The organism is Streptococcus sp. HMSC073F11 (genome assembly GCF_001810785.1).
In the GTDB taxonomy this organism is placed as follows: Bacteria; Bacillota; Bacilli; order Lactobacillales; family Streptococcaceae; genus Streptococcus.
The window spans coordinates 324,549-337,278 of record NZ_KV802698.1; the positions used below are offsets into that span (position 1 = coordinate 324,549).

Sequence of the window (12,730 nt, forward strand, 5' to 3'; positions counted from 1 at the left end):
ACTTTCATTCTCAAATTCAATTAACTTTACAAATTTCCACTATTTTGGTAAAATAAACCTATGTTACAAAAACTAACATAAAGGAGAAAGAAGATGACTACAAAAAAGCGTGTCCTTAATGCAGGCCTGACTTTTGCAGCTGCCTTGCTTTTAGCTGCTTGCGGACAATCAGGTTCAGATACAAAAACTTACTCATCAACTTTTAGTGGAAACCCAACTACTTTTAACTACCTATTAGACTACTACGCTGATAATACAGCCATCATTACCAACCTAGTTGATGGCTTGCTTGAAAATGACAATCATGGAAACCTAGTTCCGTCTTTGGCAGAAGACTGGTCTGTTTCAAGCGACGGTCTGACTTATACCTATAAACTGAGAAAAGATGCCAAATGGTTCACAGCTGACGGTGAAGAGTACGCTCCAGTCAAGGCACAAGATTTTGTGACAGGTATCAAATACGCAGTGGATAATAAATCCCAGGCCATTGACTTGATTCAAAACTCGATCAAGGGCTTGAATGAATATATTACAGGAGCGGATTCTGACTTTTCTAAGGTTGGTGTGAAGGCAATCGACGACCATACTGTTGAGTATACTTTGGCACGCCCAGAACCTTACTGGAACTCAAAAACAACCAATAGTATTCTTTTCCCAGTGAATGAAGAGTTTCTAAACTCAAAAGGCAAAGATTTTGGGACCCTATCTCCAGATAGCATTCTCTACAGCGGACCTTATTTGTTAAAAGATTTCACATCAAAATCATCAATCGAGTATGTGAAAAATCCGCATTACTACGATCATGATAAAGTATCGATTGAACACGTGAAATTGGCTTACTTTGATGGTTCAGACCAAGAATTGACTATCCGTAACTTTGAAAGTGGAGCCTATTCAATCGCTGGGGTTTATCCAAATAGTTCTAACTTTGCTAAGACCAAGGAAAAATATAAGGATAATATCGTTTATAGCTTGCAGGACAAGACTTCTTGGTACTTCAATTTTAACGTTAATCGTAAGGCTTACAACCATACGTCTAAAACGACAGATGAGCAGAAGAAGTCAACTGAAACAGCTGTCTTGAACAAGAACCTCCGCCAAGCGGTGAACTTCGCCTTAGATCGCACAGCCTATTCTGCCCAGTCAAATGGGGAAGAAGCAGCTAGCAAGACCCTTCGCAACACCCTAGTACCTCCTACATTTGTCCAAGTTGGAGACAAGACCTTTGGAGAAGTAGTCGCTTCTAAATTGGTTAACTACGGAACAGAATGGTCAGGCATTGACTTGGCAGATGCTCAGGATGCCTATTTTAACAAAGAAAAGGCCCAAGCAAAATTTGCGGAAGCTAAAAAAGAATTGGCAAGTCAAGGTGTGACTTTCCCTATTCACTTGGATGTGGCTGTTGATCAAACAAGTAAAAATGCTGTGACAGGCATGAACTCTGTTAAGCAGACTCTAGAGTCAGTTTTAGGTGCTGATAACATTGTCATTGATGTTCAGCAACTTTCAACAGATGATTTTAATAACGTAGCCTTCTTAGCACCAACGCCTGCTGATCGAGACTATGATTTGAACTTTGATGGGTGGGTAGGTGACTACCAAGATCCATCAACTTATCTCAATCCTTTCAATGCAGAGGATGGATTCTACCTCAAAATCTTTGGCCTAGATGCTCAGGAAGATAAAGCTAAAATTGCTAGCTTGGGTCTTGATACCTACACCAAGATGCTCAAAGATGCAGATAGCGAAAATAAAGATGTAGCCAAACGTTATGAAAAATATGCTGAAGCACAGGCTTGGATGATTGACAATTCTCTGATTATGTCAGCCATGTCAAGTGGTGGAACAGCATCTGTAACCAAAGTGACGCCATTTACAAGAGGTTATTCATTGGTCGGTATCAAGGGTGATGGCAATAACTACAAGTACATGAAACTGCAAAAAGATACTGTGACAACCAAACAGTTTGAAGAAGCTAAGACTAAATGGGAGCAAGAAAGCAAAAAAGCAATCGAAAAAGCTCAAAAAGAAGCAGAAAATCATGTGAAATAATGATGAGCGAGGTTCCGTAAGGGACCTCGTTTATTGTATTTCACAGCAATATATTAAAAGTTAAAACGTAGAAGTTTAGTGAGATATTGAGGATACTTTACTTGGAGAGTATGTATCATACAATGTACTGTTGATGATGTATTTTATGATATAATAAAGTGAAATGAAATAAAAATTGATAATAGAGGTATATCGTGAGTAGATCTTCGAAGCGAGCTCGTAAGGGTAAAACAAAAATATTGATTAGTTGGGGGTTGCTAGCTATCTATGCAATACTAGCAGTCTTTTTATTGTTTTTGATTTTCAAATACAATATGCTAGCCTTCCGATATCTGAACATAGTAGTTACCGTCCTAATTGTAGCCTTAGCTGTCTTGTGCTTCTTTTTAATTCGGTCTAAGAAAGCTAAAAATCTAACGCTGATTTTATTACTACTTGGTATTTTGATTAATGGGACTTCCCTCTTTGTTGTAAGTCAGTTCATTGGATTTACTAGTCGTTTGAATGCAACATCAAATTACTCAAATTATTCGATGAGTATTGCGGTGTTAGCAGATAGTCCAATTGAGAATATCAGTCAGGTAACCAGTGTAATGGGGCCTACTGGGACGGATAAGGACAATATCCAACAGTTACTGAATGATCTGAAGGCTAGTCAAAATAAGGAATTGACAGTCGAAGAAAGCAGTTCTTATCTTGCGGCCTATAAGAGCTTGTTAGCTGGAGATACAAAGGCAATCCTTCTAAACAGTGTCTTTGAAAATATAATCGAATCAGAATATCCAGACTATGCTTCAAAGATTAAGAAAATTTATACCAAAGAATTAACTAAGAAGGTTGAAACTCCAAAGGATGTCAAAGGTGACAGTTTCAACGTTTATATCAGCGGAATTGATACTTACGGTCCAATTAGTTCAGTTTCTCGTTCTGATGTCAATATCATTATGACAGTGAATCGTGAAACTAAAAAGATTCTCTTGACCACAACACCTCGTGATTCCTATGTTCCGATTGCAGACGGAGGGAATAATCAAAAAGATAAGTTGACTCATGCGGGTATTTATGGAGTAGATGCTTCGATTCATACACTGGAAAATCTCTATGGTATTGACTTGAACTATTATGCTCGTTTGAATTTCACCTCTTTCTTGAAATTGATTGATTTACTCGGTGGAGTTGATGTTTATAATGACCAAGAATTTACTGCTCATACAAATGGGAAGTTCTATCCTGTAGGAAGTGTTCATCTTGACTCGGAGCAAGCTCTTAGCTTTGTACGAGAGCGTTATTCATTGGCAGATGGAGACCGAGATCGTGGTCGCAACCAGCAAAAGGTTATTGTCGCTATTTTGCGAAAGTTAACCTCGACAGAAGCTTTGAAAAATTATGACAGTATTATAAAGGGACTACAAGATTCTTTGCAAACCAATATGCCGCTTGAAACCATGATGAATCTGGCCAATGCCCAACTTGAGAGTGGTGGAACTTATAAGATTATCTCGCAAGATCTCAAAGGAACAGGGCGGATGGATTTACCATCTTATGCCATGCCTGATAGCAACCTCTATATGATGGAAATAAGTGATAGCAGTTTAGAGTCAGTTAAGGCAGCAATCAATGATGTGATGGAAGGAAAATAAGATAAAATGATTGATATTCATTCGCATATCGTATTTGGTGTGGATGATGGTCCGAAAACTAAGCAAGAAAGCAAGATTCTTTTGGCAGAAGTCTATGGATAAGAAGTACGGATTTAAGATGTAAAATATACAATTGTATCATCGATTAAAGTAATCAATCTTGTACAATTGCTACAACAGTTTGTTAAAAAATAAAGGAGCTTAAGATGTACAATTATCTTGTTGTTGGTGCTGGTCTCTTTGGTGCAGTCTTTGCCCATGAAGCAGCCTTAAAAGGAAAAAAAGTAAAAGTCATTGAAAAACGAAATCATATCGCGGGTAATATCTATACTCGTGAAGAGGAAGGAATTCAAGTTCACCAGTATGGTGCTCATATTTTCCATACTTCTGATAAGGAGATTTGGGATTATGTAAATCAGTTTTCAGAGTTTAACCGATACACAAACTCTCCAGTTGCAAACTATAAGGGTGAGATTTATAACCTCCCTTTTAATATGAATACCTTCAATAAACTCTGGGGAGTTGTAACGCCAGCGGAAGCACAAGCTAAGATTGATGAACAACGTGCTGTTTTAAATGGTAAAACTCCTGAAAATTTGGAAGAACAGGCTATCTCTCTTGTAGGTACAGATATTTATGAAAAATTGATTAAAGACTATACAGAGAAACAGTGGGGGAAACCAACTACTGAACTTCCTGCCTTTATCATTCGCCGTTTGCCAGTACGTTTGACGTATGATAACAACTATTTTAACGATACCTATCAAGGAATTCCAATTGGTGGATACACTCAAATAGTTGAAAAAATGTTGGACCATGAAAACATTGATGTAGAAACCAATGTTGATTTCTTCGCGAATAAAGAGCAATATATGAAGGACTTCCCTAAGATTGTATTTACTGGTATGATTGATGAATTCTTCGACTATAAGTTGGGTGAATTAGAGTATCGTAGTCTTCGTTTTGAAAACGAGACCTTGGATATGGAGAATTACCAAGGAAATGCAGTTGTGAACTATACAGATGCAGAAACTCCATATACTCGAATTATTGAACACAAACATTTTGAGTTTGGGAATCAAGCTAAGACTATCATTACTAAAGAACATTCTAAAACATGGGAAAAAGGTGATGATCCTTATTATCCAGTTAATAATGATCGTAATAATCATTTGTATAAATCATATAAAAAACTTGCTGATGAGCAAGGCAATGTTATCTTTGGTGGTCGTTTAGGACACTATCGCTATTATGATATGCACCAGGTAATCGGAGCAGCCTTGCAGTGTGTAAGAAATGAGTTAGATTAAACAAATCAAACTGCTTACAGAAATATGATTGATCATTCCTCGACTACCTAATGTAGTTGAGGTTTTTTGTTATTATTCATATTTTTGCAAACCTAATGTTTAAAAAATAATTTTCAAAAATTCTGAAAATTCTGTTGACAATGTTTGAAAAAGGGTCTATAATGGATAGAAAAACAGAGGAGAATACTATGAAAACAAGGAAAGTATTGGCTCTTGCGGGAGTGACTTTATTAGCAGCGGGTGTTTTAGCTGCTTGTTCTGGGGGCTCAGGCGCTAAAGGTGAGCAGACCTTTGCCTTTACCTACGAGACAGATCCAGATAATCTCAACTATTTGACAACCAGTAAGGCAGCTACTTCAAACATTACTAGTAACGTCATTGATGGATTGCTTGAAAATGATAAATACGGGAACCTTGTTCCTTCATTGGCAGAAGACTGGTCGGTTTCTAAGGATGGCTTGACTTATACTTATAAGATTCGTCAGGATGCCAAGTGGTACACGTCTGAGGGAGAAGAGTACGCTCCTGTTAAGGCTCAGGACTTTGTGACAGGTCTTAAATATGCAACAGATAAGAAATCACAAGCCCTTTACTTAGTACAAGATTCAATTAAAGGTTTGGACGCATATGCTAAAGGGGAAGTTAAAGACTTCTCTCAAGTCGGGATTAAAGCCCTTGACGATCAAACAGTTCAATACACTTTGAACAAACCTGAAAGTTTTTGGAATTCTAAAACAACCATGGGTGTGCTTGCGCCGCTCAATGAAGAGTTTTTGAACTCAAAAGGGGATGATTTTGCCAAAGCAACAGATCCAAGCAGTATCTTGTACAATGGTCCTTATTTGCTGAAATCTATTGTGGCTAAATCTTCCGTTGAATTTGCGAAAAATCCGAACTACTGGGATAAGGACAATGTTCATGTTGACAAAGTTAAATTGTCATTCTGGGATGGGCAAGATACCAGCAAACCTGCAGAAAACTTTAAGGACGGTAGCCTTTCAGCAGCTCGTCTCTTTCCAACAAATGCAAGTTTTGCAGAGCTTGAGAAGAGTATGAAAGATAATATCGTCTATACTCAACAAGACTCTACGACTTATCTAGTAGGGACAAATATTGACCGTCAATCCTATAAATATACTTCCAAGACTAGCGACGAACAAAAGACATCTACTAAAAAGGCTCTCTTAAACAAGGACTTCCGCCAAGCTATTGCCTTTGGTTTTGATCGTACAGCCTATGCTTCACAAGTGAACGGTGCTAGTGGTGCAAGCAAAATCTTGCGTAATCTCTTTGTTCCACCAACGTTTGTCCAAGCGGATGGGAAGAACTTTGGCGATATGGTCAAAGAAAAATTGGTGACTTATGGAGATGAATGGAAGGATGTTAATCTTGCCGATGCCCAAGATGGTCTTTACAATCCAGACAAGGCTAAGGCTGAATTTGCGAAGGCTAAGTCAGCCTTACAGGCAGAAGGCGTGACCTTCCCAATTCATTTGGACATGCCAGTTGACCAGACAGCAACTACAAAAGTTCAGCGCGTCCAATCTATGAAACAATCCTTGGAAGCAACTTTAGGAACTGATAATGTCATTATTGATATTCAACAACTACAAAAAGATGAGGTCTTGAATATTACCTACTTTGCTGAGACAGCAGCTGGAGAAGATTGGGATATTTCAGATAATGTTGGTTGGTCTCCAGACTTTGCGGATCCATCTACTTACCTCGATATTATCAAACCATCAGTTGGTGAAAACACTAAAACCTACTTTGGCTTTGATTCTGGTACAGATAATGCTGCAGCTAAGAAGGTTGGTCTGAACGACTATGAGAAATTGGTAACTGAAGCTGGAAATGAGACAATAGATGTAGCAAAACGTTATGATAAGTATGCTACAGCCCAAGCTTGGTTGACAGATAGTGCCTTGATTATTCCAACAACATCACTCACTGGTCGCCCAATCTTGTCTAAGATGGTACCATTTACGATGCCGTTTGCCTTCTCTGGTAACAAGGGGACAAGCGATCCGCTCCTATACAAATACTTGGAACTTCAAGACAAGGCAGTCACTGTGGATGAATACCAAAAAGCTCAAGATAAATGGATGAAAGAAAAAGAAGAATCCAATAAAAAAGCGCAAGAAGAACTTGCAAAACATGTGAAATAAGATAAAAAGAAGTTAGTTATTCGCTAACTTCTTTTGGTTTATCGAAAATGAGTTGAAACCTCTCTTCACTTTCAAAGATTATGAAACTAATTTTTTTGTAGAAAAAATCCTGAGTTTTTATTCTCAGGATTTTCTTTCATCTCACTGTTGTGGTTGTTGAACTTGTGGATTTTGTGGCGTTGGTTGTACTGGTTGTGTCGGTTGAACAGCCTGGCCAGCTTGTCCTTGATTAGGATCAGTTGCTGGAGCATTATTGGGTTGTTGACCAACCGTCGTACTTGCCTGTGTAGTTGAACTTTCAGCTGTTGTGCTTGGAGTTTCTACCGTTTGTGTTTGTTGTGTTGCTGAATTATTCCATGTGTTCTTCGCGTTGTTCTGGAAGACGAATTCTCCATTTCGGAACAGGCCGTCTGGCATCGTCCAATCTCCAGGTTGATCATCTTCTGATAGATACGATATCATTGAGCGATAAACCTTAGCAGCAACTAGGAAATCATCTCCAACGATTGGAGTTAAACGATTTGAGTAACCAGTCCATACAGCCATAGAATACTTACGAGTATAACCTACAAACATTTCATCTGGAGCTACGTAGCCAGTGTTCTTGATATACTTTTCAATTTCGTCATCAGTATAGTTAGAAGTACCTGTCTTACCTGCTTGTGGAAGCCATGGTAGGTAAGCACCACGTCCGGTTCCGTAAGCTAAAACAGTTTTCATCATTTCGGTCATCATATAGGCAGTAGTTTCTTTCATAGCTCGTGTACCAGCATCAGAAAATTCTTTTTCACTACCATCACTGAAGACGATTTTATTGATATACATTGGTTTGTGGTAAATACCACCATTAGCAAAGGCGGCATAAGCAGCAGCCATTTTTTCACTACTTGCACCGTACTGTTTGTTGGATTCAGTTGTGTTACTTGAAATGGCGTTTGCATAATGCATGCTTGGATAGTCGATACCCAGACCATTAAGGAAGGTTTTAGATCTATCTAGACCGACCTTATTCAAAGTCTCAACGGCTGTGACATTTCGTGATTGTTGGAGTGCATACTGAATTGTAATATTCCCAAAGTAACCATGATCCCAGTTGTAGACAGGAGTATCAGTACCAGGATAGTTATAAGGAACATCATGTACAATAGAAGCAGTAGAGTCATAGACTCCATATTCTAAAGCGGGAGCATAGTCAGTGATTGGTTTCATAGTAGAACCCCAGTCACGGTTGGTTTCAACGGCTTGGTTGATTCCAAAAGATACATTACTTGATTGGTGACGGGCCCCTAACTGAGCAATGACTTTACCATTTGTTACATCTACGATAGTGGAAGCTACTTGAAGTTCATCATCTGGATAAGCAACGTACTCATCTGTATTGTATACATCCCAAAGTCTCTGTTGAACATTTTTGTCGACATTAGTATAGACTTCCATACCTGTGGTAAGAAGGTTGTAGCCCGTTTCTTGTTCGACTTGGTCGATTACTTCTTTGAGGTAGTTGTCCATATAGGCTGGGTAACTATTGGCTGACTTCAAGCTTTGAAGACCGTCAGTGATAGGCGTATTAATAGCTTTTTCGTAATCTTCTGCACTGATATACTTCTGTCCCTTCATTTCTGAAAGTACCAAGTTACGACGCTCTAGAGCAGCTTCTGGATGGGAATATGGATCATATTGGTTTGGTGCTTGAGGCATTCCGGCTAGGAGTGCTAACTGTGGCAAGCTTAAATCCTTCAAGTCTTTTCCATAGTAATTTTCGGCTGCGGTTTGCATTCCATAGTTACCGTTAGACATGTAGACTTTGTTGATGTAGTAGGTCAGGATTTCTTGCTTGGTTGCTTTTTGCTCTAATTGAACGGCTAGCCAAGCTTCTTGGGCTTTACGTGACAAGGTTTGATCGGCAGTTGAAGTAGAGAAATAAGTTAATTTAATCAATTGCTGAGTCAAGGTTGAAGCCCCTTGGAGCCCTCCTTTCCCTTGGAGGTTTCTCAATGCCGCCCCCATGATACGAATGGTATCAACACCTCTATGATCAAAGAAACGGTGGTCTTCGATAGACACGATGGCCTTGACCAAGTCAGTAGGAATTTCATTTGCTTGGGCATTTACGCGACGTTCAGATCCAAGGTCAGCAATCAGTTCGTTTTTGTTGTCATAAATCTTGCTAGAGGTTGTCGCAACTAATTTACTTTCAGATAAGGCTGGAGCCTTGCTAACAAAGTAGAGGAAGATACCTCCACCCAATAGAAATAATGCGATAAATAAGGTAAGAAATGTAATTCCAATATACTTTAAGAATCGCAGAATAGTTTGTTTATTCATCTTGTTTTACCACCTAGTAAACGTTCTTTGATAATATCGAGATAGGGAATTTGAGGGAAAGCTCCTTGCTTTATTAAATATCCGTATTCTTGAATATATCCAAGTGGCATTGATTTTTGGCCCTTATCTTGATGATAAAAGCGAATCAAATCAAGTGCCGGCAACAAATAAGTTTCTTGTCGAGAAGAAAAATGAAGCAATACGAAGCAAATGCCCTGCTGTTCTAGAACTTGTTCCATATGTTGAATCTGGTGAAGATGGAAGTTCTTCATTGGGATAGCATTTTTTTGCCGCGTTTCCTTGGCTTCAAAGTCAATGTAATGTCCTCTATATACGCCAGAGTAATCTGTTGTGGAAGCTTGTCTAAAGTAGGCTTCTACAATTTTGGCTCGACTACGTTGAGGATAGTCTACTCGAACGATTTGAACAGGCGTTGGCTTTTTATGGATAACTGCCATACCATGCGTCAGATAGTAGTCGTTTGTAGCGTTAATCATCTTTTCAAATGTCATTCCTCGATTTGCGAAATTTTTTGGTTGAGAAATGGATGTTTGGCTTTTTTTTGATGAAATTTTATGAGGATAGTTGACCATATTTCTCCTTATTGGTACAATAACATCACTCTATTATACCATAAAAATAGAAAGAAAGGTGTAAAAATGACTACAGCTTTAATTATGGGATATTCTAATTTTGACTTGGGTTTGTTTAATGAAAAAGATATCAGGCTAAAAATTATAAAGAAAGCCATTCGCCGTGATTTAGAAAGTTTAGCAGAAGAAGGGATTAAATGGCTGGTATTTACAGGAAACTTGGGATTTGAATCTTGGGTGCTGGATGTCGCAAATGAAATGAAAGAAGACTATGATTTCAGCCTAGCGACCATTTTTGATTTTGAAACACACGGGGAAAATTGGAATGAAGCGAATCAGCTTAAACTTAGCCAATTTAAGAAGGTCGATTTTGTCAAATATGCCTATCCTAAATATGAACATATGGGGCAACTACGAGACTACCAACGATTTTTACTGGAAAATACTGATTTAGCTTATTTTTTCTATGATCCAGAAAATGAGACTAAATTAAAATTTATAGACAATTTGATGAAAAATCAGGAAGGTTATCGGATAAAAAGGCTAACCTTTGAAGACTTAAATGAGCTAGTAGAAAATTTTTCTGAAAAGTAAGGCTTTGACCTTGATTTTTGTTTGTCTTTTTTTATATAATAATACTATTAGAAACCGAGAATGGAGAGAGAGATGGCAAGTATTATTTTTTCAGCAAAAGATATTTTCGAGCAAGAGTTTGGACGTGAAGTCCGTGGGTATAGTAAGGTTGAAGTTGATGAATTTTTGGACGATGTCATCAAGGACTATGAAACTTATGCTGCCTTAGTCAAGTCTCTCCGTCAAGAAATTGCAGAGTTGAAGGAAGAATTGTCTCGCAAACCTGAATCTGCACCGGTTCAAGCAGAACCACTTGAAATGACAGCAACAACTTCTATGACGAATTTTGATATTTTGAAACGTTTAAATCGTCTTGAGAAAGAAGTATTTGGTAAACAAATTTTGGATAACTCTGATTTATAAGAGTGTATTTGAAAAGTGCAATTTTTGGATAATCGCGTGAGGAGAATTTCTTTTCATGAGGAAAGTCCATGCTAGCACAGGCTGTGATGCCTGTAGTGTTTGTGCTAGGCGAAACCATAAGCCTAGGGACGAGAAATCGTTACGGCAGTTGAAATGGCTAAGTCCTTGGATAGGCCAGAGTAGGCTTGAAAGTGCCACAGTGACGGAGTCTTTCTGGAAACAGAGAGAGTGGAACGCGGTAAACCCCTCAAGCTAGCAACCCAAATTTCGGTCGGGGCATGGAGTACACGGAAACGAACGTAGTACTCTGACTGCTATCAGCTGTAAGTTGTTAGTGGTAGACAGATGATTATCGAAGGGAGTGGTCCTAGTCACTTCTGGAACAAAACATGGCTTATAGAAAATTGCATATAGGTTGGGGCTGAGAAAACTTTCTCAACCTCATTTTTTAAAGTGGACATATAGAAAGGTCTTATAAGACTGAAAATGAAAAAAGAATTTAATTTAATCGCTACTGCTGCAGCGGGTCTTGAGGCTGTCGTTGGTCGTGAAGTGCGAGAGTTGGGCTACGATTGTCAGGTTGAAAATGGACGTGTTCGTTTTCAAGGAGACGTGAGAGCCGTTATCGAAACCAACCTCTGGCTTCGGGCAGCAGACCGTATCAAGATTATCGTAGGAACTTTTCCAGCTAAGACTTTTGAGGAGCTCTTTCAGGGAGTTTTCGCTCTAGATTGGGAAAATTATTTACCACTTGGAGCTCGATTTCCGATTTCAAAAGCCAAATGTGTGAAATCTAAACTACACAATGAACCCAGTGTTCAGGCTATTTCAAAGAAGGCCGTTGTTAAAAAGTTGCAAAAACACTACGCCCGCCCAGAAGGTGTTCCTCTGATGGAGAATGGCCCAGAGTTTAGGATTGAGGTTTCTATTCTGAAAGACATAGCAACTGTCATGATTGATACAACAGGTTCCAGTCTCTTTAAACGTGGCTATCGTACCGAAAAGGGTGGGGCTCCTATCAAGGAAAATATGGCGGCAGCCATTTTGCAACTCTCTAACTGGTATCCAGACAAGCCCTTGATTGATCCAACCTGTGGTTCAGGAACTTTCTGTATCGAGGCAGTTATGATTGCTAGGAAGATGGCTCCAGGTCTTCGTCGCTCCTTTGCTTTTGAGGAATGGAACTGGATTAGCGATCGCTTGATCCAGGAAGTTCGCACAGAAGCAGCTAAGAAAGTGGATCGTGAGCTTGAGCTAGATATCATGGGCTGTGATATCGATGCACGTATGGTGGAAATTGCTAAGGCAAATGCTCAAGCAGCAGGTGTTGCAGGAGATATTACCTTTAAGCAGATGCGCGTGCAGGATTTGCGTTCTGATAAAATAAATGGAGTGATTATCTCTAACCCACCTTATGGTGAACGCTTGTCAGATGATGCAGGAGTTACCAAGCTTTATGCTGAAATGGGGCAAGTATTTGCACCACTGAAAACGTGGAGCAAGTTTATCTTAACCAGTGATGAAGCCTTTGAGACCAAGTACGGTAGTCAGGCGGATAAGAAACGGAAGTTGTACAACGGAACTTTAAAAGTTGATTTGTATCAATATTTTGGTCAGCGTGTTAAACGTCAGGAAGTAAAGTAGGA

The 12,730-nt window shown here is 39.0% G+C and carries 9 protein-coding genes, 1 other RNA gene and 1 pseudogene; 9 read left to right on the plus strand and 2 right to left on the minus strand.

The window, feature by feature from the left end:
• Positions 1-93: 93 nt before the first annotated feature.
• The 5 genes and pseudogenes from HMPREF2764_RS08390 to HMPREF2764_RS08405 all read left to right on the plus strand — a co-directional run bounded on the left by HMPREF2764_RS08390 (position 94) and on the right by HMPREF2764_RS08405 (position 7,170).
• A complete protein-coding gene (locus tag HMPREF2764_RS08390) occupies positions 94-2,052 on the plus strand; it encodes a peptide ABC transporter substrate-binding protein (protein WP_070528743.1) in 1,959 nt (652 codons plus the stop codon).
• A gap of 194 nt (positions 2,053-2,246) precedes the next feature.
• The gene (locus HMPREF2764_RS08395; protein ID WP_070528747.1) at positions 2,247-3,692 is read left to right on the plus strand and encodes an LCP family glycopolymer transferase CpsA; all 1,446 of its coding nucleotides are present in this window, start codon (positions 2,247-2,249) and stop codon (positions 3,690-3,692) included.
• A gap of 6 nt (positions 3,693-3,698) precedes the next feature.
• Positions 3,699-3,788 (plus strand): annotated as a pseudogene (locus HMPREF2764_RS09865) (CpsB/CapC family capsule biosynthesis tyrosine phosphatase); the annotation flags it as partial.
• Between the two features lie 110 nt (positions 3,789-3,898).
• Positions 3,899-5,002, plus strand: coding sequence for a UDP-galactopyranose mutase (glf, locus tag HMPREF2764_RS08400; RefSeq protein WP_070528749.1), 1,104 nt, complete (start codon positions 3,899-3,901; stop codon positions 5,000-5,002).
• 188 nt (positions 5,003-5,190) lie between these two features.
• Positions 5,191-7,170, plus strand: a complete 1,980-nt coding sequence (locus tag HMPREF2764_RS08405; RefSeq protein ID WP_070528751.1) for a peptide ABC transporter substrate-binding protein — start codon at positions 5,191-5,193, stop codon at positions 7,168-7,170.
• Between the two features lie 141 nt (positions 7,171-7,311).
• Here HMPREF2764_RS08405 and pbp1a read toward each other — a convergent pair whose 3' ends face one another.
• Positions 7,312-9,495 (minus strand): penicillin-binding protein PBP1A, encoded by a 2,184-nt coding sequence (pbp1a, locus tag HMPREF2764_RS08410; RefSeq protein WP_070528754.1) that lies wholly within the window; start codon positions 9,493-9,495, stop codon positions 7,312-7,314.
• Positions 9,492-10,088 (minus strand): Holliday junction resolvase RecU, encoded by a 597-nt coding sequence (gene recU / locus HMPREF2764_RS08415; protein WP_033685492.1) that lies wholly within the window; start codon positions 10,086-10,088, stop codon positions 9,492-9,494. The genes pbp1a and recU overlap by 4 nt, the downstream gene beginning before the upstream one ends.
• Positions 10,089-10,154: 66 nt before the next feature.
• On the opposite strand from recU, the gene HMPREF2764_RS08420 reads away from it, so the two are divergent.
• The 4 genes from HMPREF2764_RS08420 (at position 10,155) to HMPREF2764_RS08435 (ending at position 12,728) form a co-directional block, all read left to right on the plus strand.
• On the plus strand, positions 10,155-10,682 hold the full coding sequence (locus HMPREF2764_RS08420) for an SLOG family protein (RefSeq protein ID WP_070528757.1): 528 nt from the start codon (positions 10,155-10,157) through the stop codon (positions 10,680-10,682).
• Positions 10,683-10,754: 72 nt separating this feature from the next.
• Positions 10,755-11,084: a cell division regulator GpsB gene (gene gpsB / locus HMPREF2764_RS08425; protein WP_000146534.1), complete on the plus strand. Its 330-nt coding sequence runs from the start codon at positions 10,755-10,757 to the stop codon at positions 11,082-11,084.
• Positions 11,085-11,104: 20 nt separating this feature from the next.
• Positions 11,105-11,486: RNase P RNA component class B (rnpB, locus tag HMPREF2764_RS08430), an RNA gene on the plus strand.
• A gap of 84 nt (positions 11,487-11,570) precedes the next feature.
• Positions 11,571-12,728, plus strand: coding sequence for a THUMP domain-containing class I SAM-dependent RNA methyltransferase (locus HMPREF2764_RS08435; RefSeq protein WP_070528760.1), 1,158 nt, complete (start codon positions 11,571-11,573; stop codon positions 12,726-12,728).
• The last annotated feature ends 2 nt before the right edge of the window (positions 12,729-12,730 follow it).

Bases quoted from the DNA above. Each gene is read 5' to 3' on its own strand.
- HMPREF2764_RS08405 (WP_070528751.1), top strand. From the start codon at position 5,191: ATGAAAACAAGGAAAGTATTGGCTCTTGCGGGAGTGACTTTATTAGCA.
- gpsB (WP_000146534.1), top strand. From the start codon at position 10,755: ATGGCAAGTATTATTTTTTCAGCAAAAGATATTTTCGAGCAAGAGTTT.
- HMPREF2764_RS08390 (WP_070528743.1), top strand. From the start codon at position 94: ATGACTACAAAAAAGCGTGTCCTTAATGCAGGCCTGACTTTTGCAGCT.
- HMPREF2764_RS08435 (WP_070528760.1), top strand. From the start codon at position 11,571: ATGAAAAAAGAATTTAATTTAATCGCTACTGCTGCAGCGGGTCTTGAG.
- HMPREF2764_RS08420 (WP_070528757.1), top strand. From the start codon at position 10,155: ATGACTACAGCTTTAATTATGGGATATTCTAATTTTGACTTGGGTTTG.
- glf (WP_070528749.1), top strand. From the start codon at position 3,899: ATGTACAATTATCTTGTTGTTGGTGCTGGTCTCTTTGGTGCAGTCTTT.
- pbp1a (WP_070528754.1), bottom strand. From the start codon at position 9,495: ATGAATAAACAAACTATTCTGCGATTCTTAAAGTATATTGGAATTACA.
- recU (WP_033685492.1), bottom strand. From the start codon at position 10,088: ATGGTCAACTATCCTCATAAAATTTCATCAAAAAAAAGCCAAACATCC.